General features: G+C 37.9%; 22 protein-coding genes and 1 other annotated feature. Of the genes, 4 read left to right on the top strand and 18 right to left on the bottom strand.

The annotated features are described in order from the left end of the window. Positions 1-150: 150 nt before the first annotated feature. The 7 genes from M3600_RS09980 to M3600_RS09950 form a co-directional block, all read right to left on the bottom strand. Positions 151-531 carry a hypothetical protein gene (locus M3600_RS09980; RefSeq protein ID WP_233313701.1) on the bottom strand — a complete coding sequence of 127 codons (381 nt, stop codon included), beginning with the start codon at positions 529-531 and terminating at the stop codon, positions 151-153. Positions 532-744: 213 nt separating this feature from the next. After that, entirely contained in the window at positions 745-2571 is a 1827-nt protein-coding gene (locus tag M3600_RS09975) for a glycoside hydrolase family 2 protein (protein WP_251645674.1), read from the bottom strand. A gap of 8 nt (positions 2572-2579) precedes the next feature. After that, entirely contained in the window at positions 2580-4328 is a 1749-nt protein-coding gene (locus M3600_RS09970; RefSeq protein ID WP_251645672.1) for a glycoside hydrolase family 2 protein, read from the bottom strand. Continuing rightward, a complete protein-coding gene (locus M3600_RS09965; protein WP_233313698.1) occupies positions 4328-4765 on the bottom strand; it encodes a hypothetical protein in 438 nt (145 codons plus the stop codon). The genes M3600_RS09970 and M3600_RS09965 overlap by 1 nt, the downstream gene beginning before the upstream one ends. Further along, positions 4765-5610 (bottom strand): carbohydrate ABC transporter permease, encoded by an 846-nt coding sequence (locus M3600_RS09960; protein WP_237941507.1) that lies wholly within the window; start codon positions 5608-5610, stop codon positions 4765-4767. Before M3600_RS09960 ends, M3600_RS09965 begins: the two co-directional genes overlap by 1 nt. Before the next feature lie 18 nt (positions 5611-5628). Then, positions 5629-6552, bottom strand: coding sequence for a carbohydrate ABC transporter permease (locus tag M3600_RS09955; protein ID WP_233313696.1), 924 nt, complete (start codon positions 6550-6552; stop codon positions 5629-5631). Positions 6553-6677: 125 nt separating this feature from the next. Further along, on the bottom strand, positions 6678-7946 hold the full coding sequence (locus M3600_RS09950) for an extracellular solute-binding protein (RefSeq protein ID WP_251645670.1): 1269 nt from the start codon (positions 7944-7946) through the stop codon (positions 6678-6680). Positions 7947-8162: 216 nt separating this feature from the next. Here M3600_RS09950 and M3600_RS09945 point away from each other — a divergent pair, with 216 nt between their 5' ends. Next, positions 8163-9098 carry an ArsR/SmtB family transcription factor gene (locus M3600_RS09945; protein WP_233313694.1) on the top strand — a complete coding sequence of 312 codons (936 nt, stop codon included), beginning with the start codon at positions 8163-8165 and terminating at the stop codon, positions 9096-9098. Positions 9099-9268: 170 nt separating this feature from the next. On the opposite strand, the gene M3600_RS09940 is transcribed toward M3600_RS09945, so the two are convergent. Further along, complete coding sequence (locus M3600_RS09940; protein WP_396953800.1) at positions 9269-9907, bottom strand: YitT family protein; 639 nt, start codon at positions 9905-9907, stop codon at positions 9269-9271. Between the two features lie 208 nt (positions 9908-10115). Between M3600_RS09940 and M3600_RS09935 the strand changes: the two genes are divergently transcribed. Beyond that, positions 10116-10562 (top strand): Lrp/AsnC family transcriptional regulator, encoded by a 447-nt coding sequence (locus tag M3600_RS09935; protein WP_251645667.1) that lies wholly within the window; start codon positions 10116-10118, stop codon positions 10560-10562. A gap of 44 nt (positions 10563-10606) precedes the next feature. On the opposite strand, the gene M3600_RS09930 is transcribed toward M3600_RS09935, so the two are convergent. From M3600_RS09930 to M3600_RS09915, 4 genes are all read right to left on the bottom strand, one after another. Then, positions 10607-11389, bottom strand: a complete 783-nt coding sequence (locus M3600_RS09930) for an HAD family hydrolase (protein ID WP_233313691.1) — start codon at positions 11387-11389, stop codon at positions 10607-10609. A gap of 130 nt (positions 11390-11519) precedes the next feature. Continuing rightward, complete coding sequence (locus M3600_RS09925) at positions 11520-12713, bottom strand: class I SAM-dependent rRNA methyltransferase (RefSeq protein WP_396953802.1); 1194 nt, start codon at positions 12711-12713, stop codon at positions 11520-11522. A 119-nt stretch (positions 12714-12832) separates the two neighbouring features. Next, on the bottom strand, positions 12833-13441 hold the full coding sequence (clpP, locus tag M3600_RS09920) for an ATP-dependent Clp endopeptidase proteolytic subunit ClpP (RefSeq protein ID WP_282581435.1): 609 nt from the start codon (positions 13439-13441) through the stop codon (positions 12833-12835). Beyond that, the gene (locus M3600_RS09915) at positions 13438-14064 is read right to left on the bottom strand and encodes a sigma-70 family RNA polymerase sigma factor (RefSeq protein ID WP_233313688.1); all 627 of its coding nucleotides are present in this window, start codon (positions 14062-14064) and stop codon (positions 13438-13440) included. Before M3600_RS09915 ends, clpP begins: the two co-directional genes overlap by 4 nt. A gap of 212 nt (positions 14065-14276) precedes the next feature. Here M3600_RS09915 and M3600_RS09910 point away from each other — a divergent pair, with 212 nt between their 5' ends. Continuing rightward, positions 14277-14936, top strand: coding sequence for a DUF3885 domain-containing protein (locus tag M3600_RS09910; protein WP_251645688.1), 660 nt, complete (start codon positions 14277-14279; stop codon positions 14934-14936). A gap of 36 nt (positions 14937-14972) precedes the next feature. Here the strand turns inward: M3600_RS09910 and M3600_RS09905 are convergent, their stop codons facing one another. Then, the gene (locus M3600_RS09905; protein WP_251645665.1) at positions 14973-15464 is read right to left on the bottom strand and encodes a hypothetical protein; all 492 of its coding nucleotides are present in this window, start codon (positions 15462-15464) and stop codon (positions 14973-14975) included. A gap of 146 nt (positions 15465-15610) precedes the next feature. Then, positions 15611-15943: a PadR family transcriptional regulator gene (locus M3600_RS09900; RefSeq protein ID WP_251645663.1), complete on the bottom strand. Its 333-nt coding sequence runs from the start codon at positions 15941-15943 to the stop codon at positions 15611-15613. A gap of 198 nt (positions 15944-16141) precedes the next feature. Between M3600_RS09900 and M3600_RS09895 the strand changes: the two genes are divergently transcribed. Continuing rightward, complete coding sequence (locus M3600_RS09895; RefSeq protein WP_251645654.1) at positions 16142-17005, top strand: YitT family protein; 864 nt, start codon at positions 16142-16144, stop codon at positions 17003-17005. 90 nt (positions 17006-17095) lie between these two features. Here the strand turns inward: M3600_RS09895 and M3600_RS09890 are convergent, their stop codons facing one another. The 4 genes from M3600_RS09890 to M3600_RS09875 form a co-directional block, all read right to left on the bottom strand. Further along, positions 17096-17995 (bottom strand): AEC family transporter, encoded by a 900-nt coding sequence (locus M3600_RS09890; protein WP_251645652.1) that lies wholly within the window; start codon positions 17993-17995, stop codon positions 17096-17098. A 34-nt stretch (positions 17996-18029) separates the two neighbouring features. Further along, complete coding sequence (locus M3600_RS09885; RefSeq protein WP_251645651.1) at positions 18030-19277, bottom strand: glutamate-5-semialdehyde dehydrogenase; 1248 nt, start codon at positions 19275-19277, stop codon at positions 18030-18032. Between the two features lie 14 nt (positions 19278-19291). Beyond that, entirely contained in the window at positions 19292-20380 is a 1089-nt protein-coding gene (gene proB, locus M3600_RS09880) for a glutamate 5-kinase (protein ID WP_237941516.1), read from the bottom strand. Positions 20381-20451: 71 nt separating this feature from the next. Next, positions 20452-20668, bottom strand: a binding site (T-box leader). 57 nt (positions 20669-20725) lie between these two features. Next, the gene (locus tag M3600_RS09875; protein WP_285854767.1) at positions 20726-21502 is read right to left on the bottom strand and encodes a Cof-type HAD-IIB family hydrolase; all 777 of its coding nucleotides are present in this window, start codon (positions 21500-21502) and stop codon (positions 20726-20728) included. Positions 21503-21507: the final 5 nt, after the last annotated feature.

Below are 21507 nucleotides of genomic sequence, written 5' to 3'. Positions count from 1 at the left end.
CGGTCATAACTTAAAGCACTTTTCAAATACTCTTGTACAATTTTCAGTTTGAAATTCCCACTATATTTAGCCATAAAAAACACCCCAAAAGTTAGATTTCAACTCTAACTTTTGGGGTGCAGCACTTACTGCCAGACTATTTTCTGTCTATTATGATAATGCACCGATTTCGGTCATTTCCTTTATCTTAGCCAAGTCTTTAGCATATAGCTCAAAACTTTCTTTATCCATTTTATCCAATGATTCATTTACCTTAAACTGAAGATAGTTGCGTTTTAATTCCATATCGATAATGGAAACGATTTTTTCTTCGTTAATGAAATCCTCCAGCTCCTGGACAAACATATATACAGTATAATCATTGATCATTACAAGCATCAGCCAACCTAGAGAATCAACATATTTCTTCTCATCTGTAACAGTAATAATATCCCCTTTATGTAAATCAATAAAAAATGTATGGTCAGGTCTAGGACAAGTACATTCTACCATATATTGAAACGGCTTAGTTACCAAGAATTGATTTTGCATATAATTACACCTTCCTAGCTCTTTTTTATTATCTGTTTTTTTGGTTATTCTCATTGTAAATGAAAATGATTATCAGTGTCAATTTATTTAAACAAAAAAATTCTCCTTTTAAAAAGGCGACAAAAAATTAGCAGTGAAGATATAAAAAACCTGAGTCTGATTTATAATCAAACTCAGGAGGTAGTCAAGATAATGGATAGATAACTAAGCTAATCAATCTTTTCGCTGTTTTAATACTACAGGAAGTCTATTTGGGTAAAATTGATTATTAATTTCCCTTAAAATAGAAAGATCACATTTAGGTTTGCGGTTATACGTAAGTATCCCATTTATTTCTTGTTCCACATCTGTTAACTGTGTATAACAGTAACCCCATAACCCTTTCGATTGGTAGATAGCCTCCATAATGCGCCGATAATCCCGGATATATTCTTCTACCGTTTCAACCGAAGTATAGCCCCAGCCTTTTTGATCATCCACTTTAAAGCCTATTCCTCCAAACTCTGTCAGCATAATTGGTTCGCCTTGATGAGAATATCCATTTGCATAAACTTGCCACTTACCGTGTGCATATGATAATAGATTTTCAACAGAAGAGAGTGCTTCTTTAAAATAACGATACTTATCCTTTTCATCATGATTTCCATGATTATAATTGTGAATAGCACATATATCTGTAGTAGTAGCTTCCCAGCCATCATTAGAGATGACAAGCCTCGTACCATCAATAGCATGCAGCATATGATACATTGTTTTGGAGAATTGTTGCTGCTTTTTGTCAGCGTGAATATTAGGAACTCCCCAACTTTCATTTAACGGAACCCAGGTGACAATGGACGGGTGATTATAATCTCGTTCTACAATTTCCACCCATTCCTTCATAAGCCTCGTAGCCGCTTTTTCTGTATACACAGGAGCAGAAGCACACTCACCCCATACTAAGAACCCTAAAGTATCCGCATAATATAAGAACAAGGGATCTTCTGTTTTTTGGTGCTTACGACAACCATTAAATCCTATCTCTTTCGCTAATTCAATATCTCTTTTAAAATCACTTGCTGAAGGTGCTGTCAATAATCCTTCTGGCCAATAACCTTGGTCCAGGACTAACTTTTGATAGTATGGCTTATTATTTAAAAACACCATCCCATTTTCACTATGTACTTTTCTATATCCGAAATAAGATTTTATAGTATCAAGTACGTGACCAGCATCATTAACCAATTCTAGTTTTACATCAAAAAGGTTTGGATTTTCAGGTGTCCACGCAAAACCTGCATCATGGAAATTGGATCGAAATATTTTATTCTGCATGATATCAATTGCTCTTTTCACATTATGACTGTTTAACTTAATCTGATCCTCTGCAATCATGATATCTTTATAACTAATAGTGTAGTTTAAGAATCTATTTTCTTCTATTAAGTTCGTAAAATCACTGATAAGAAGATCTATCGATACCATGCCATGATCAAAATCAGAGGTGAACTTTACACTTTCAATATGTTCTTTATCAAGCTGCTCTATCCAGACTGTTTGCCAAATACCAGTAGAATTGGTGTACCAAATCCCCCTCGATTCCTTTTCCCAAAACTGTTTCCCACGAGGAATGGTTTCATCATCAAATGGATCATGCACAAAAACCGCGATTGTTTGTTTTCCCTTAACTAGCTTATCTGATATGTTAAAATGAAAGGACGTATGTCCCCCTTCGTGCTCTCCAACAAATTGCCCGTTCACATAAACTTTACAATAGTAATCCACTGCACCAAAGTGTAATAACGTCTCCTTATCATGTGGATGATCTAGTTCTATTTCTTTTTTATACCATATATATTCGTGAATTGTGCGGTCATTTATGCCGCTTAACTCCGATTGATAAACAAAAGGAACGTTTATTTCTCTAGTTAGTTTCTCCTGATTAGCATACTTTTCTTTCCAGCCTTCGTTCTTATCATCAAACTCGAATTGCCATTTGCCGTTTAAATTTATCCATTCAGATCGTACAAATTGAGGTCTTGGATACTCTGCTCTACTCATATTGCCTCCTACGGTTTCAGTCTTCTTGTATTTACTTCGCTTACTCTGCTGACAGATACTTTTGGCTTTCGATCAATAGTAAGCAGCCCATTTAGTTCCTGTTGTACATCTGTGAGCTGTGTATAACAATAGCCAACCACATAGTCTAAATCCTGAATCGCATAATGAATTTCTTCAAATCGTTTGAAAAACGCTTCCTCATCCTTCACTTGATTTCCATAACCCCAGCCTTCTTCTGTTTGGAAAGCAATCCCGCCAAATTCAGAAATAATGATCGGCTGACCTTTATAGGCATAATTTTCAGCAAACGGATAGAAATCTTTGTTGAATTGCATCTTATTTGATAAAACATGTTCTTTATTTTCATAGCGTTTCGTAAATGCTTTGCCGAATTCTTCATAATCATGAAGCGTAATAATATCAGAAATGGTATGCTCCCAGCCGTCGTTCGTTATCACAGGGCGCATTTGATCATAAGTTTTCGTCATATAATAAATACTTTCGGTAAATGCTTGTTGTTTCCTATTTACATGAATATCGTGAACTCCCCAAGATTCATTGAAAGGAACCCATGTAATAACACTAGGATGATTGTAGTTTTGCTTCACAATTTCCATCCATTCTTGTGAGAAGTTCTTAACTGCTACATCATTAAATGCATATGTAGAGCCCACTTCTACCCATACTAGCAACCCATATTTATCTGCTAAATATAAAAAGCGAGAATCCTCTACCTTTTGATGTTTTCTAACTCCGTTATATCCAAGCTCTAACACTTTTTGTATGTCTTCCTCTAAAGCTTCTGTACTCGGCGGCGTCATATCAGAATCCTGCCAGTAGCCTTGATCTAGAATAAGGCGTTGATATAATTCTCTATTATTAAGCAGTATCTTATTTCCTTCTATTGATATCTTTCTCATGCCAAAATAAGAATCCACTGTATCAAGTAATTCGTTGCCTTTATATAAATGAAGCTGAAGATCATACAAATGAGGGTTCTCTGGACTCCAAGGTTTCATGGTCCAAGGATCTTTTCTTTCCAGCACACTTCCCCGCAGTGAAGCAGAACCATCTATTATATTTGCAGTAAAAGAATTAATAAACCTTCCATCAAAAAGAATCTTTGCTTCTACAGTATATCCATCTGATTCAATCGGAAGATTTTTTGTATCTATTTCAATCTGAATTTCTTGTTCATCAAATAAAGGAGTGATTTTTGCATGCTCTATATAAATAGGAGAAACATATTCAAGCCAAACTGATTTCCATATCCCTGTTGTTTGTACATACCAGCATCCAAAGTTCTCCTCTCGCCACCTCTGCTTTCCTCTTGGCTGAGAACAGTCCTTTGAATCATACACTTTAACACTCAATTTATTTTCACCGATATGAACTTTCCCCTGTAAATTTACTGAAAATGCATGATAACCGCCTTGATGCTGTGCAGCAAGCTTACCATTTACATATATAAACGCCTCATAGTCTACTCCTTCAAAATGAAGAATAGGGTGTTTCTCTAAATCCTTTATATTAAATGTTCTTTCATACCAAACTATTTCATGATGTTCTGTTTGATGAATGCCACTTGCCTTTGTTTCATAAGTGAAAGGCACTTCAATCACCGTTCCCTTAGGAAACTTTTCATACCACTTATTTTTTTCGCCTTCTTTCTTATCGTCAAAGGCGAAATCCCATTTGCCATCTAAGGAAAACCATTCCTCTCTTCTAAACTGAGGATTAGGATGTAATTCATTCATTAGTTTATACCTCCAATATGTTGATTACTTTTCATCATTAACTTCTTGATAGACTTGTTTTTAGCCAACAGTATCATCCCAGCAGACATGTATAAGACAACACTGATGATATCCATAATGATGTAGCTCATAGCTCCACATACTAAAAACCACACTGCCACTTTTACATGAACTTGATCATCTTTAATATATTTTTTTGCACAGACCAAGTTAAACATGCCGACTCCGATAAGAATGGATCCAAATATTGCGATAAATATATAGATACTTCCAACAACTGATTCCAATGCTTTCATATAAGCAAAGCTCGTGTTTTCAATTAGATTTGCACCTTCTACTTTTTTCAAAGTTCCATACACTAAGATCGTAAATAAACCATCAATTATCTGCCAAATCCCAGCTATTCTCACTAAGTTTCTTTCCAATCTTCTGTTCATTAACCTTTCACTCCAGCAGATAGAGACATAGAATCTAAGAAATACTTTTGAGCAAATAAGTAAAGAATGAAGGTTGGAACAATCGCAACAATCGCTCCTGCCATTAATAAAGTAGGCTGCGCCTGATACATCCCTTGAAGCAATTGAAGCCCTGGTGTAATCGGCATTTTTTCCACATCATTAAACACGATTGATGGCCATAAAAAATCATTCCAAGAACCAGTAAAAGAGAATAAGGAAACGACTAACAGCACTGGTTTAATTAAAGGGAGAATTACCCTTGATAATATTTGAAAATCATTCGCACCATCCATTCTTGCTGCTTCATCAAACTCTGTTGGTATATTATTCATAAATTGTCTCACTAGGAAAATATTAAAAACGCCAGCAGCTCCAGGAACGATCATGGCGATTGGAGAATTAACCCACCCTAATAGATCAATAATTTTATAAAGGGGAATTAAATTTACTACTGCCGGAAACATCATCGTTGCCATTAAAAACGCAAACAATCCATGCTTTCCTCTAAAATTTAATCTACTAAAAGCAAAGGCAGAAAGTGTAACAACAAGTAATACTAATAAAGTGTGAGAAATGGAGATAAATAAGGAATTCGTAAACCAGCGCACTAACGGCGTACTTGCATTATCTACTAAAAGAGAGGTGTAATTGGATAGCACCCATTCGATTGGTAGAAATTTAAACCCAACAGATTGTAGTTCAATTTCCGATTTAAAAGAAGTTACGATTCCCCATACTAAAGGTATAACCCAAATAACTGACATCGCGAGCAAAAAGATAAATGCAATGATTTTTGGAAATGGATTAACTCTCTTTCCACTCATTTCAAACCCTCCTTCACTTTAATTCTTCCTTTCTCTTAAGAAAAAGAACTGCAAGGATGCAACAACCATTATGCACACGCCTAGAATAACTGCCATTGCTGATGAAATTCCTGCGATAGATTGGCCTGAACCAAATGCATTTTGCTGAATATCCATTAAGAGAACCCTTGTCGAGTCAGTCGGCCCTCCACCTGTAAGCATTAGCGGCTGTCCATATACATTAAAGTGTGCAATAGTAGTAATTACTACGGTATAAAGAATTTGTCCTCTTATACTAGGAAGTGTGATTTTAATGAATTTCTGAAATGGTGATGCTCCATCAATATCTGCAGCTTCATATAAATCTTTAGCAATGCCATTTAATGCTGCTTGATAAATAATCATATTGCCGCCGATAGACCACCAAACAGTTAAAATTACTAATGCAATCCATGCATAGGGTTGTGTTCCTGTCCATACCGTTTCTAAATTCAGGATATTATTTATTGGGCCATATGTGACGTTGAACATTAAAGTCCAAATAATCACGACCGCAGAAATCGCGAATAAAGATGGTAAATAAAAAAGTGATTGAAAGAACTTCCATAAAGCAGGTTTAGTATTTAAAGCTGCTGCAAGGCATAATGGCACAAGGATACAAAACGGTACAACAAAAAGCACGAATAAAAACGTATTCTTCAAGCCTGTATGTAGCTGTTCATAAAAGATAGAATCAGATTGCAGTAATATTTCCTTATAATTATCAAGGCCAATAAACGTAGGGGAACTTATTAAATCCCATTCTGTAAAAGATATATAGATACCAAAGAAAACAGGAATCAAGAAAAAGACAGCAAATATTAGCAAATGAGGTGTTAAGAAAATCCATGGTGTAACAGACACTTTTTTGGACCTCTTATTTTTGACTTGCTTCACTTGTTTTGTAGCAGGAACAGTTTCCATCGCTCCACTCCCCCTTTTTTTCTATGTTTGAATAGAAAAAACATACTAAACTCGCAATATCAATAGTTAAAGCTTACCTTCTGCTGTATACAAAAGGTAAGCTTCTACCTTCTATTTTCTCCAAATCATTTATTCGATTTATCTTTTTCAACCTTCGCAGATACTTCTTTTTGCATTTGCGTAAGCGCTTTATCAACATCCAGCTTTCCAAAAACTACATCGCCTGCTTGAGCATCAAGCGCTTCTGAAACATAGCCATTGTACTTATAATCAAAAATTTTCAAAGTTGCTTGTTGCTCTGGTGTAGATAAGAAAAATGCTTGCGGCATCTGTTTATACTCTTCCTCTTCTAACAGTGATAACGTGGCAGGATTTTGCCCGGACTTCGCCCATTCCATTGAATTGTCTCTAACCCAATTTAAGAACTTCATGACACCTTTTGCTTTTTCATCACTGCGTGATTCATCTTTAAACATGACAAATTGATGGGAGGAAGACCAGTTAACTGTTTTTGACAAGTCATCAGATACCTGCGGTGCATTAGTTAGTCCCCAATTTATCTTGCTTTGCTTCACTTGGTTTTGCATCCAAATTCCTTCAGGCAAAAAGACTACTTTTCCTGTTAAAAACATTTGCGTAGGATCTTCCCCATCCTTTGTTGTATATCCTGTCTTCACTAATTCCTTCCACAAGTTAAACGTATCTTGAGCTGCTTGATTATCTAACGTCGGTTGTATACCATCCTCTGTTAGAACCCCACCGTTTTGTGCATACAGGGATAAAAAGTTCGGTTTTAACCAAGAGACACCGATAGATGCAATCTTATCTTTTTTTGAAACTTCGCCTACTTGCTCTATTTCAGCAAATGTCACAATATTGTCGTCTAACGCTGTCGGCAAATACTTATTCACTAGGTCTTTATTGTAATAAAGTCCAAACGTATGTATATCTAGCGGTATACTATATCGTTCAGATTCGATTTCTCCAATATTCCAAGCTTCTTGCACATAATTTTCTGCTTTAATCTCTGGGTAATCTGTTAATAAATCATTATAAGAGGTTAACATATCATTGTCTTTAAACTGCTTAATACGCTCTGCATGAACAATTGTTAAATCAGGTATATTCTTTTCGGAGTTCACAATAGTTGGAATTTTTGTATACATATCTGTTTCTTTAAGAGAGATATTCTTAATCTTATACTCTGGATTTGTCTTGTTGTATTCATCTACCATTGCTTGCATGTTTTTCCCATCAGGCCCTGTAAACGGATTCCAAAAGGTGATTTCATTTTTAGCGCTACTACTTGCACCTGAACTACTACAACCTGCCATAAGTCCAATTGCTAAACCTAACACACCTAAAAGCTTCCACCGTTTTTTTGAAGTACCCATCCGATTTCCTCCCCATTTGATTAATTTATATATTTAACCAAATAGTTAAATATATAAATATGTTCGTCTTACATTTTTAATTTAACAACAAAAGAAAGCGTTGTCAATGTTATTTTATCAGCTGTTATAGAGTTTTCTGTTGAGGTTAAACATGTGTAATGTTACAATAAAAGTACAAGCAACTATTTAATCTTTTGGTTAAGGAGATGAGCATTTATGCAAATTCAGGTTTCTAAAGATTACTTCCATGTTTATCAAGCTCTCGCTAGTGAAACGCGCATCGAGATTATCGAACTATTAGCGGTTAACCAAGCTAATATTTCAGATTTAGCTAAACAATTAAATATAAGTCCAGCTATCGTTACACGCCATGTGCAGAAGCTAGAAGAAGCTGGGATTGTAAAATCAATTAGAACTGCTGGTAAGTCAGGGTTACAAAAAATAGTGGAGCTCGCAGTAGATAATATTGACATACATTTTCCTAAGAAAATATTTAAAGAATATTCCCTGCATTTAACCGATTTAAAAATTGGCCATTATACGGATTTCCAAGCAAAACCAACATGTGGAATTGCATCAGAAACGGAAATAATCGGCAAGCCAGATGACCCTAAATATTTTATGGATACAAAAAGGGTTGATACACAGCTCCTATGGTTGTCAGAAGGATTTGTAGAATATAAAATCCCAAATCTCCTAGGTCCTAACCAAATACCAGAAATGGTAGAAATCAGCATGGAATTAGCTTCCGAATTCCCTTTATCTAACAATGTTTGGCCAAGTGATATTACTTTTTATTTAAACGGTGTAAAACTTGGTACTTATACAGTCCCAGGAAACTTTTCAGATGTGCGAGGTCGATATACCCCAAGTTGGTGGAATGATAAATTCAGTCAGTATGGCCTGCTGAAAACAATTCGCATCAATAAAATCGATACAGGTATTGATGGAGAGGCTTTATCTAGTGTAACTATCGATGACATCCAATTAGATCAATCACCATTTTTAACACTTAAAGTTGCAGTCGAACAAGATTCAGAAAAAGTAGGAGGGCTCACTCTTTTCGGGGAGCACTTCGGAAACCATAAGCAAAATATTCGAGTGGGAATCTATTATTTAGAAAAAGAAGTACAAACTTTAAAAATCCCTTAAGCGTAAATGTGTAGACTGTTTTAATAAGAGGTCTAATCCTTAGTAAGGAGAAAGAATGATTTTTAGAGGCGTGTCACAGTGATGTTACACTTCTAAAACTGCCTTGAAACAAAAAAAGCACCTTTAGGTAGACTTTTTCAAGAGCCTGCTAAAGGTGCTTTTTCCCTTTATTACATAGTACTTGTTTCCAATATCGGTTCCTTTTTTGATACTTTTACAGTAGTCTTATTATTGCGTTTTGCTATTTGTTCCTTAAAGAAGCTCATCATAGTAGACACAATTAGCACAGATAATATACTGTATAAGCCTCTCACAACCCCAATACTGTACATGCCAATAAGAATAACTACCGTGTCAAAAATAAAGTTTGTTTTTCCCATATTCCAGTTAAACTGCTTCTGCAGTGTAATGGAGAGAATTTGTGCTCCTCCTAGGGATGAGCCATTCATAAATAGAACAACAACACCTGCTCCAATAATGATTCCTCCGACAACTGAACCGATGAGCGGATGAAAAGTTAGAGGCGGGAAATACGCAGAAATCAGGGATGATAATACAGTGACTGTTGTTACTGCCAAAATCGTTGAAAATGTAAATTGTTTGCCCATTTTTTTATAGGACAACACATAAAACGGAATATTTATGACCGTGAACAAAACCGCAAACGAAATGGGCATTAAATAAGAGGCACTTAAGCTTAAGCCTGCCGTTCCGCCCGTCACAAGGGAAGAGCTTTTGAGCACATACAAGCCTAATGATGTAAAGAAACAGCCGGCAATCATGATTAATATTTTTTTCAAACAAAACACTCCTAATATGATAAAATATTGAGTTGGGTATGAGAGAGGATGGCGAAATCGCCAAAATTCACAGGTAAATTTGGTGGTTATGTTACATATTTAATGATAGAATAAGAAGGAGCATTTTTACATATCAAAAAGCATATATTAAACAAAATTAACCTTAAAAATGAAGCGAATAATCTATATATAATTTCAATTTGCAAAGGAGTTAAAAATGGATAAGGTAGACGTGCAATTATTAAAATTATTGCAGGAGGATGGAAGAATAACGGTAAGCGATCTTTCTAAACAGCTTTCTTTAAGCCGGCCAAGCGTATCAGAACGCCTCCTCCGCCTGCAAGAAAGAGGAATTATTCTTGAATTCACAGCAAGAGTCTCTCCTGCAAAGCTTGGCAGGGAAACACTTCTGTTCATTCAAATAAGTGAACTGAAGGAAGATCCCCATAAGTTTGAGGAGTTTATTAAGACAGAAGCGGATATATTGGAATGTCACCGTGTGACTGGACCGATTAGTTATACAATAAAGGCTGCTGTATCTGGAATTGATGGCATGCGGATATTGGTCGACCGGTTAATACCGTTTGGCACCATCAATACTTCGGTTGTACTGGCATCACCTGTTCCATACAGACATCTGCTGCCAAAGGAAGACAAGGAATAAAAAAAGAAGCTCATGTTAGGCAAATGCCTTCATGAGCTTCTTTTTTAGCCAATCTCTTTAAGAAGAGGAATCAGCTCCAGCAAATCTTGAATTTCATATGTTGGATGAACCGTTTCTGGCGTTTTCTCTTCTCTGTTAATCCAAACCGACTTCATTCCAACTCTTGATGCGCCAAGAATATCTGTATTAAGATTATCCCCGACCATAATGCAGTCACTGACATCTAGACCAAGCAAGGAAACGGCATGCTCAAAAATAGCAGGATCTGGTTTACCTTTACCGAAATCACCTGAAATAACAATTTCGTCAAAATATGGTGCAATTTCAGGCGTAATTGTTAATTTCGTGTTTTGCAGCCCTGGCGAACCATTTGTTAAAAGCAGCAGCTTGTACTTTCCTTTAAGCTCATCGAGCACTGCAAATGTTTCTTCGTATACGAAAGGAGATTCTTTGCGAAAAGCAGGAAATTGTTCTGCTAAATATGCTCCGAATTCCTTATCATCAATTCCCATCGCCAAAAGTCCATTCGTCCAAGCGTCTTTACGATACATCGGAACAATAGCCTTCATTTTTTGGAATGATTCATGCTGATCCGCAAACTCTCCCCATAGTCCTTCAAACGGATTGATGCCAATCATCTGTGTAAACGCATATGTTTCATATGCTTGATATAAGCTTTGCGCTTCTTTTCGGACTGCTTCTTCTAGGCTGGAAGCTGCAATTTGGTATTTGTCTTCAGCAAGCTTGCATGTTTTTTCAAATGCTTCTTTAACACTGCGTTTATCCCAAAGGAGTGTATCATCTAAATCAAACAATATTGCTTTCACTTTTTCCAATCCCCATTCCATATGTACTAATAATCAATGCTAAATATTAGATTACTAGGTAAAGACATTTAAGTAAACAGTGATTTGATAAAGAAATTTTGCTTTGTTAATCAATAACTATTTTGAAAAACTATTTAAGCTTTTTAATAAACACAACTTTTAAATAATTGCTTTCCTTTAAATGACGAATATTCGCAAAGTCCTCCGGTAAGCCAAATTCCTCTAGAATCGTATAACGATCTTTTTGTTTTCCGAAAGCTTCGTGGATAAATTGTTTAAACTTCTTCATATCAAAGGTGCTGCAGTTTGTCGAAGCAACGATAACACCTGATTGTTTCGTAATACTGATTGCCTCTTTCAAAAGATTAGCATAATCCTTCGCTGCACTGAAAGTATGCTTTTTGCTTCGCGCAAAGCTTGGCGGGTCAAGGATGACCATATCAAATGCGAGCTGCTTCTTTACGGCATACTTGAAATAGTGAAAAACATCTTCTACTACAATCTTCTGGTCTGTTAGACTGATATCATTGTATTCAAAGTTCAGTGAGGTTTTGGCTCTGCTTCTATTTGCTAAGTCAACACTTGTTGTGGATTTGCTTCCACCAATGGCTGCTGCCACAGAAAACGCACCTGTATAGGAGAACGTGTTCAGCACATCCTTGCCTTGTGCATACTTGTCGCGAATTGTTTTCCGAACTTCACGCTGGTCAAGAAAAATCCCCGTCATTGCCCCTTCATTAAGGTCTACAGCAAAGTTCATGCCGCTTTCTTTCACCATAATCGGGAACTCTCCTGGTTCTCCGAATGTAAAATCATCGCCTTCAACATATGTACCGTTCGTATCAAACCGTTTCTTCTCATAAATGCCTTTAAACTCAACATGCGTATCGAGTGCTTTAATAATCCACTCCTTATATTCGTAAATCCCTTTGCTGTACCATTGAATCAGCAAGTATTGATCATATTTGTCGACAGTAAAACCGCCGATGCCGTCTCCTTCCCCATTAAACAGGCGAAAAGCAGTCGTTTCATTATCATGATATAATGCTGCTCTTCGATTATTTGCTGCTTTAATTTTCCCTTCAAAAAAAGAATAATCAATCGCTTCCTGAGGATTAGTTGTGAGGATCCAGCCGATCCCTTTATTTTGAATGGCATAATAGCCTCTGCCAATAAATTTTCCTGCATTATTTTTCACATCGATAACTTGGCCCTCATGTAATCCTTTTATTCCACGAAGAGAATCTTTGTACAAGAGCGGGCTGCCATTGCGAATGCTTTTTTCAAATGCTTCTTCTATTGTTACTTGCTTTACTGTCATGATTTTCACCTTTTATCTTCCTGCAAAATAGTCAATCCTTATTATAGCGTATCGTTTGGGAAAAAACGAATCAGCCAATAAGAAAAGCTGCCTGTTGTTCACAAGCAGCTTGTTAGTCAAATTTATTTAGGCAGGATAATCTCATCAATAATCCCATACTCTTTCGCTTCAAGTGCAGACATGAAATAGTCCCGCTCTGTGTCATGAGCTATTTTTTGGACATCTTGCCCTGTTCTGTCTGCCATGATCGTATTTATTTGCTCGCGCAGTTTCAGAATCCTTTTCGCTGTAATTTCAATTTCTGTCGCTTGCCCGCGCGCACCACCCAAAGGCTGATGAATCATAATTTCACTGTTCGGCAATGCATATCTTTTCCCTTTCGTACCTGCAAGCAGCAGCAATGCACCAAACGAAGCAGCCATACCTGTGCAGATGGTACGCACATCTGGCTTAATATATTGCATCGTATCGAATATAGCAAAGCCTGCTGTAGTGGAACCGCCTGGTGAGTTAATATAGAGGGAAATGTCTTTATCAGGGTCTTCTGCAGCTAAAAACAAGAGCTGTGCGACAATATTATTGGCAACATGGTCATTAATTTCATCTCCGAGCATGATGATGCGGTCCTTCAAAAGTCTTGAATATATGTCATAGGAGCGTTCTCCCCCGCTTGACTGTTCAATCACATATGGAATAGCGTTCATTTTTTTGCCCCTTTCTTCATTTGCTATGCTGCCATTTGCAGAATCGGCCCAGCATTATGCCGTTTTGAACTCGAATGATGAAGCTTTTGAGCTGTCAAAATTTCTTTAATCAAAATATCGGGATTTTGCCGTTTTAGCGCTTCATAATAAAGGCTGCTCGCATCTTTAACGTCATTACCTTCTCCGCTATGCTGCTTGTGCATTTGGTTTCTGGCTCGAAACAAGATCGACTTTATTGCCGTTTCTGTCATTTGCAATACTTCTGCTGCTTCTTTAATACGATAGCCAAAGCCTTCAATCAGCAAAAAAACCGCTGCTTGCTTATTAGTAAGCTTTTCAGCTACATGCTCAGCAAGCATCATCTTTTCAGCAGCAGATTCATTCTGCACTGCTTCCGTTTTCATGGCGTGGTTTTGCTCCAGCTTTCTTTTCCGAAGTGTATCAATCCAGTGATTTTGAACAATTTTCTTTAATAATGCTGGCGTTATATCACGATCACTGTATGATTCAATTGCCTTTATGAAGGCATCATGAATAATATCTTCCTTTTCCCATTTATTCATCGAAAGGTATTGGCAATACTTATTTAAGCTGTCGTAATGCTTTTGCAGATTGCTGTTTTGCCATTTTTTTAAGTGTTGCTTGCTCAAACTTAATCCCCCCTTTTTTCAGGTGTCATACTTTGAACGATTAAGCAGGCAAAAAAGATACGGGGCAAAAAAATTCTTTTTTGCAAAGCTTATTTCTTCTATATATTATACCGATGTATAACGATTCTTGCTAAAACAGGGTATTTTTAACAGCATGAAATATTGTATGATAATAAGAAAACAATCGCTATTATGGAAAGTGAGCAATGGACATGCACCTTAATGACTATCTCCAGGGAAGGTTTCGAACCCTCGCATTGGTACCTAGTATTTATCATCAATGGGATATTGGCATTCACTTTACCCTTGGAGAAAATATCTATCCATTAAAAGAAAATGGTGACATGAATCTGGAAGGATTTCAGGTAATCTATCAGCAAATATTTGATATTTTTAATGACTTATTCGAGCAGGACGATGGTTTATTTCTTGTCACAAATATCTATAAACGAACAAAAGAAAAAGCTACAAATAAATTGAAGGTATTTCAACCATACGTTAAAGACAAGGATGCTTTATACCGCATCCATGTAAAAACATTTCCATATCCATTTGAACTAGAGGAAGCTGAACAATTTGAGATGCAACAGTTTTCACTATACTGTAAACAGAGCGACTTACATTTAGCTGGATTGCTAAAGGGAGCTTGTAATGAGGATTTTCCGCTGCAGCCTAGATTCGGAGGATACGACACTGGTTATCCAGATGTCTTCTTTGTGAATATCACAAAAGATATTATATTCTTTATCTATGATGATCGTGGCTGTGAAGTAATAGCACTGGATGCCGAACGGCTTCGTCCGCTGTATGAAAAGTATGATGATTGGATTGAAGATACTGATAGAAGTAAGATGGAGCAAACATTTACATAAAAAAATTCTGCTTTCCTTTATAGGAAAGCAGAATTTTCAAATCGATTTTGTTGTTCCGTAGCGAAATCCTAAAATCGATACTGGATAGAACAGAATCGTGAAAACAATACAAACGGCTGTAAATTCATTTGTCAGCAGCGGGGCAAAAACAGCTGGTGGAATGATGCGCAAGACGACCATCATCATCAGGAATAGATTAGGCATAAGCGCTATGTAAAAGGTTCGTTTAAACAGTTTTTTTCCACCAAGACCAAACTCTTTCCCAACTTCAAACCTTAGTAACAGCCAATAAAATAAATACAAAAATATTATTAAAAACGGAATGCTTGTCAGGAAAAACCACAGCTGTTTCACGGTTGGGCTTGGAATAGAATGATAAAAAACGGTTAAAATTAAGCCTGCTGCAAAAAAGATAAAGTTGCCGAAAAAGAAAATCCACTTTGTTCTGGAAGCAGTTATCGTTCTCTCCTCACTAAACAATGCTGCCATATCTTTTGGCTTGCCGATTCTTGCGATAACTTGCTCCATCGCTTCTGCTTCACTGATTCCAAGACTTGAAATCTCTGCGATTAAGTCTGTTAAATGCTGTTATTATTCAAGCAGGATGTCCTCCACTCGTTCATGATTTTCTAAGCATGCACGGAGGATATCCAAATACTCCTGTTTGGAAGAAATCATAACCCTCTTCTCCCAATTACCTTATCAATTGTCTGCACAAAGCTTTTCCATTCCTTCGTTTTTTGCTCGAGTATTTCTAGGCCTGTCTCTGTTATGCGATAATATTTCCGGGCAGGTCCCTTTTCAGAGTCCTTCCAGAAAGATTCCACATATGCCTGCTTTTCCAGCTTATGAAGCGCTGGATATAATGTACCTTCTTTCACCTGTAAGGAATAATCACTGCGGCTTTCCATTTCCTTCACAAGCTCATAGCCGTACATTTCTTTTTCCGCTAATAACTGCAGCAGAATCAACGACGTACTTCCCTTCACCAGCTCCCGGTTGAACATTTCTTTCACCTACCTAGAATAATAATGTACTGTATATTCTATATCTTTCCATAAAAACTTGCAATGAATTTTATGTAAAAAACCCGTAAATTAGCGGTTTTCAAAAGAAATTATTATATAACCAAAACTGGAATATTTTTTCACTTTCTTGGCATTATAAATATGTTACTTCCTTAACTTCGGGAGGGTTCAAGACAAATGGGAAAAACACATAAAAAAGAAGGAAAACTACATTTAATTATCCGGTATATCATGCTAATGATCGGTGCGAGCCTCGCTGCGGCAGCGATTGAATTATTTCTTATCCCAAATACAATTATCGATGGGGGTATTATCGGCATCTCCCTAATCATTAATTATATGACCAATTTCAGCTTCGGAATCTTGGTGCTAATTATCAATATTCCATTCTTGTTCGCCGGCTATAAATATATTGGCAAGAACTTTTGCATCTCCTCGTTGTTCGCTATTATCATGCTAGCTGTAGTCGAATCAGCGTTGCATCATGTTCAGCCATTTACAACAGAGCCCCTTCTTGCCACGGTTTTTGGGGGACTGCTGCTCGGCACAGGAGTTGGACTCGTGATTCGCAATTCCGGCGCCTTAGACGGCACAGAAATACTCGGCATTCTTTTATCCAAAAAGATGCCCTTTTCTGTCGGCGAGTTCGTCATGTTCCTAAACGTGTTTGTGTTCACATGGGCCGGCTTCGTGCTTGAATGGGAACAAGCCATGTTTTCCATCCTTACCTACTATATCGCCAGCAAAGCAATTGATGCTGTCATTCAAGGATTTGACGACACGAAAGCAGCAATGGTCATCACAAACGAATACGAAGAAATAGCCGCAGCATTGTCAGACCGCCTTGGCAGAGGTGTGACAAAACTAAAAGGCAAAGGCGGCTATCTCGATCAAGAAAAAGAAGTGCTCTATGTCGTGTTCACCCGCCTTGAAATTGCCAAATTTAAAAGCATCGTTTTGGAAATTGATTCAAATGCCTTTATTACGATTATGGATACACAGGAGGCGCATGGAGGGAAATTTAAGAACGCGATACATTAAGACAGCCTTGTTGGTGGATTAGGCTGTCTAAAAAAACAAAACCTTGATGGAATAAATATCCAATCAAGGTTTTGTTCATCTATAAAACTACTAAACAATAAACAACACAATCGGCAGTGTGACAATACTAGCTAATGTACTAAACAGCGTTGCTGTTGACACAAAATCCGGTTCTGTTCCATATTGGAGAGCATACATCGTTGTATTGGCGGCTGACGGCATTGCAGCTAATACAATCATCACTTGTTTAAGCATATCATCAACTGGGAGTACTAATGTCATGCCCCATGCAATCAATGGTGATACGATAAGCCTTAAGGTTAAGGCAAAGGATAATGGCTTGACTTGGATTTTTTTGACGGATATTTTTGCTAGTGTCATCCCTAAAACGAGCATGACTGTTGGGATAGCTGCATCTCCTACCATCTTAATGGCATCAAGCATGGTTGCAGATAGTGGGATATTTAGAAAATGAAAAATCACACCGAGGAGTGCGCCATACATAATCGGCACTTTCAGGACTTTCTTCCATGTATCATTTGCGCCTTCATTGTCTGCTGATCCTTTTGCGGCATAATAAACGCCGATTGTTGCCATAATCAGCTGCTGAATTACCATCAGGATAACGGCGTAATGAAGGGCTGGCTCTCCAAATGCGAACAAGACAAGTGGAGTGCCATAGTTTCCATTATTCATGAAGGCAGATGACAGGATCATCCCGCATGTTTTTTTAACGTCATACCCTCTTAGCTTTGCGACAAAATAAATGATGCCAATGATGCCGAATACGAGTGCTAATGCGTAAATGGCCATCATGAGATAGTCTAAATTAAAGGTTGTTTCGTAAAAAACACTAAATGATAATAACGGTGTCATTAAGTAGACCGTCATTGTTGTAATCGACTTTGTATTTATATGAAGAATTTTTTCACCGACAAAGCCGACAGCAAAAATAAAAAATATTGGCAACAGGACTGTTACAAACTGCATTGGTATTCGCTTCCTATCTTATGAAATAAACGTATTAGTTTCTGATTTGGCCGTTTCCATATATATAGTATTTCGACGAGGTCAAAGCTTTTAGTCCCATTGGTCCTCTTGCATGGAGCTTTTGTGTGCTAATACCGATTTCTGCACCATATCCAAATTCAAATCCGTCTGTAAAGCGTGTGCTTGCATTATGATAAACAGCAGCTGCATCTACACTGGATAAGAAAATTTCTGCATTTTCACTGCTTTCAGTAATAATTGCCTCAGAATGCTTCGTGCCGTACTTATTGATATGTGTGATCGCTTCTGTTACATCATCAACAATTTTCACACTGATTTTCAAGGCGGAATATTCCGTATACCAATCCTCTTCCGTTGCTAAAATGGCATCAGCCCAGTCATTTGTAACCGTACTGTCTCCGTAGATTTCCACACCATGGTCTGCTAATGTTTGCAGCAATTCTTGGCCGTATTGCTTATACCAGTTTTGGTGAATTAAGATTGTTTCCAAAGCATTGCAGACAGATGGACGCTGTGTTTTGCCGTTAAGACTGATGGAAAGTGCCATTTGTTTATCCGCATTTTCGTCGATAAATAAATGACAGTTTCCAGCGCCTGTCTCAATGACAGGTACAGATGCCTCTTTAACTACTGTATCAATCAGGTTTTTCCCGCCTCTTGGAATAAGAACATCCAAGTATTCTGTTAAATGGAACAGTTCTTTTGCTGTTTCTCTGCTAGTATCTTCAATAAGCAGGACTGCATTTTCAGGAAGAGCTGACTTCTTTAACGCATCATGAATAGAACGCACTAAAGCAATATTGGAGCTCGCTGCAGAAGAACTGCCTCTAAGCAGGATGGCATTGCCTGTTTTTATCGACAGTGTTGCTGCATCTACGGTCACATTTGGTCTTGCTTCATAAATCATGCCCATCACACCGATTGGCACTGTTTTTTTGCGGATAAGCAAGCCATTTTCTTTTTGGATTTCTTCCAGTGTTGCCCCAATTGGATCTTCAAGTTCAATGAGCTGTCTTATCGCCAGCGCCATGTCTTCTATCCTTTTTCCATTAAGCATAATTCTGTCCAAAACAGATGCTGACAATCCTGCCTTTTCTCCGTTGATTAAGTCTGTTTTGTTTTGCTCAATAATATAGGCTTGATCTGCCAAAAGCTGATCTGCAATAAGCGCAAGCGCCTCATTTTTATCCTTAGTCGTAAATTTCCACAGCTCCCTGCTTGCCTGCTGCGCTAACTGCCCTTTCGTTTGCACTTCTCCCATTTGTACGACCCCCTTTAGATTTTCACCCAGCTATTGCGGTGGATAACTTCTTGCAGCTGTCCCTCTTGTTTAGGTAGATTTCCTGCCAGTATTTCATGGAGTTCTTGTGAGCCGTAAAGAACTTCCCCTTTACCGATCAATCCTGATGTGCCAATCACTTCGACAACATCACCTTTTTCGAATAATCCTTCAATTTCATAAATGCCTGCCGGAAGCAAGCTGCTTCCCTTTTGCAGCAAAGCTAGTTCTGCCCCTTCATCCACATATACTTTTCCTTCTACTTTGGAATGGAGGGCAATCCATTGTCTATTGCTGGTAATGGCACTTAATCCTTCCGAACCAATATAGGTCCCATCTCCGTTGCCTTCAAGGATGGTTAAAAGCTTATCTTCTCCGCTCCCGCTGCCGATGAACACTTGTACGCCTAGACTAAGAGCTGTCTCTGCAGCAATCAGCTTCGATTTCATCCCGCCAGTTCCTACTTTTGAGCCGCTGCCTTTCGCTCCTTCTAAAAATTCTGGTGTTACTTTTTCAATATAATCAAGACGTTTAGCATTTGGATTGTCTTTCGGATTGCTGTCGTAGAGCCCATTAATATCTGTCAAAATTATCAGCTGTTCTGCGTGGATTAACCCGCTTACAAGTGCTGAGAGCATATCATTGTCACCGAATGTAAGCTCTTCAACTGACACTGTATCATTTTCATTGATAATCGGCAGGATACCTCTTTCCAAAAGCTCTGACAAGGTGGAGTAAGCATTGCGGTAACGCTCCTTCTTGCTGAAATCATTTCTTGTCAGCAAGATTTGAGCAGGTACGATACCGTATTCTTTTAAGCTCTCTGTGTAGTGCTGAATCAGCAGACCTTGACCGACTGCAGCAGCAGCTTGTTTTCCTTTTAGCGTCACTGGACGCGACGGGTATCCTAGCTGCTTGAATCCAGCTGCAACTGCACCAGAGGAAACAAGTATTACTTCCTTGCCTACTTTTTTTAACGCTGCAATACTTGCGATATGATCCTTTAGTTTAAGCTGATCAATTTCTCCCTTTGAGTTGGTGAGCGAACTGCTGCCGATTTTCACCACTATTCTTTTTCTGTCCAAAACGATTACCTCCAACATCCCGTATCATTTATCTGTTTGACTGTAATAAAAAAAAGCCCTTTTCATCCTATAAAAAGGACGAAAAGGGCTTTTCCGTGGTACCACCTTAATTGGACAAAAGACAATGCTCTTATCCCACTTTGTCTGATAACGCCAGATAACACGCCTAGTTTTCTAGGACTCGAAAGGCAGGTTCTGCGGCATGTCGTCATGGAGCCTTTCAGCTTATAAGCTCCACTCTCTTTTACGAATGGTTATCGCATACTATTCCTTTCTCTTCGTTCGCTTCTTCTTTTTTATTTATTATAGCAGTTATTTTTTTTGTTTCAACATAATTTCTGCAGTTTATTTTTCTAATACTGGCTCTTGCTCAGCCTGTAATACCCATTTGCGAATAGCATACGCCACGCCATTTTCGTCATTTGTTTTTGTTGTAGCATTAGCCGTTTCTTTCACGATATCTTGTGCATTGCCCATCGCCACACCAATGCCTGCCTCTTTAATCATGCTGATGTCGTTCAAGCTGTCTCCGACTGCCATCACTTCAGCCATTGTAATGTCAAGTCGTTCACAAACCGTTTTTAGCCCTTTGGCCTTGTTGATGCCTAAAGCGTTCACTTCAATATTAACAAGCGATGAATTGCTTATTTCAAAAATATTTCTTGCCTGCAGTTCTTTCAACACTTCATTTCTAATGGCATCATCGTCAATATGGTAGCCGAACTTCAGCCATTCGATTGCGTCAATATCCTCAGGCATTTCGTTATTCCAAAGCTTGCCGCAGCTGATGGCCCAAGTTTTCGTACCATGTTTTTGCGCAAGCTCCCAAAGCCAGCGCATTTGCTCTGCTTCAACTAAATTCCGTTCAATTAAATTGCCTTGCCAATCCCATATTTCACTGCCGTTTACTGTAACTAAATATGTTTTAAGAAACAGACTTTCCGCATGATCTTTGCATGTTGCGATTGATCTGCCTGTGCTTAAGACAACATGAATGCCGGCATCTTGTGCCTCTTTGATTGCTATGCGGTTTTCCTCAGGTATTTCGCCGTTGCTGTTCAATAATGTGCCGTCCATATCAAGGGCGATCAGCTTTATTGCTTTGTTTTGTTCATTGGTCATTTTTG

Origin of the sequence: Niallia sp. MER 6, from assembly GCF_023714395.1 — a bacterium.
Taxonomy (GTDB): domain Bacteria; phylum Bacillota; class Bacilli; order Bacillales; family Cytobacillaceae; genus Niallia.
Note: the sequence above shows the minus strand (reverse complement) of the source record. Positions and strands in the feature narration are given on the sequence as shown.

What these genes read in the sequence shown, in the direction of transcription:
- M3600_RS09980 (WP_233313701.1), bottom strand. Translation starts at nt 531, where the DNA reads ATGCAAAATCAATTCTTGGTAACTAAGCCGTTTCAATATATGGTAGAA.
- M3600_RS09975 (WP_251645674.1), bottom strand. Translation starts at nt 2,571, where the DNA reads ATGAGTAGAGCAGAGTATCCAAGACCTCAATTTGTACGATCTGAATGG.
- M3600_RS09970 (WP_251645672.1), bottom strand. Translation starts at nt 4,328, where the DNA reads ATGAATGAATTACATCCTAATCCTCAGTTTAGAAGAGAGGAATGGTTT.
- M3600_RS09965 (WP_233313698.1), bottom strand. Translation starts at nt 4,765, where the DNA reads ATGAACAGAAGATTGGAAAGAAACTTAGTGAGAATAGCTGGGATTTGG.
- M3600_RS09960 (WP_237941507.1), bottom strand. Translation starts at nt 5,610, where the DNA reads ATGAGTGGAAAGAGAGTTAATCCATTTCCAAAAATCATTGCATTTATC.
- M3600_RS09955 (WP_233313696.1), bottom strand. Translation starts at nt 6,552, where the DNA reads ATGGAAACTGTTCCTGCTACAAAACAAGTGAAGCAAGTCAAAAATAAG.
- M3600_RS09950 (WP_251645670.1), bottom strand. Translation starts at nt 7,946, where the DNA reads ATGGGTACTTCAAAAAAACGGTGGAAGCTTTTAGGTGTGTTAGGTTTA.
- M3600_RS09945 (WP_233313694.1), top strand. Translation starts at nt 8,163, where the DNA reads ATGCAAATTCAGGTTTCTAAAGATTACTTCCATGTTTATCAAGCTCTC.
- M3600_RS09935 (WP_251645667.1), top strand. Translation starts at nt 10,116, where the DNA reads ATGGATAAGGTAGACGTGCAATTATTAAAATTATTGCAGGAGGATGGA.
- M3600_RS09910 (WP_251645688.1), top strand. Translation starts at nt 14,277, where the DNA reads ATGCACCTTAATGACTATCTCCAGGGAAGGTTTCGAACCCTCGCATTG.
- M3600_RS09905 (WP_251645665.1), bottom strand. Translation starts at nt 15,464, where the DNA reads ATGGAGCAAGTTATCGCAAGAATCGGCAAGCCAAAAGATATGGCAGCA.
- M3600_RS09900 (WP_251645663.1), bottom strand. Translation starts at nt 15,943, where the DNA reads ATGTTCAACCGGGAGCTGGTGAAGGGAAGTACGTCGTTGATTCTGCTG.
- M3600_RS09895 (WP_251645654.1), top strand. Translation starts at nt 16,142, where the DNA reads ATGGGAAAAACACATAAAAAAGAAGGAAAACTACATTTAATTATCCGG.
- M3600_RS09890 (WP_251645652.1), bottom strand. Translation starts at nt 17,995, where the DNA reads ATGCAGTTTGTAACAGTCCTGTTGCCAATATTTTTTATTTTTGCTGTC.
- M3600_RS09885 (WP_251645651.1), bottom strand. Translation starts at nt 19,277, where the DNA reads ATGGGAGAAGTGCAAACGAAAGGGCAGTTAGCGCAGCAGGCAAGCAGG.
- M3600_RS09875 (WP_285854767.1), bottom strand. Translation starts at nt 21,502, where the DNA reads ATGACCAATGAACAAAACAAAGCAATAAAGCTGATCGCCCTTGATATG.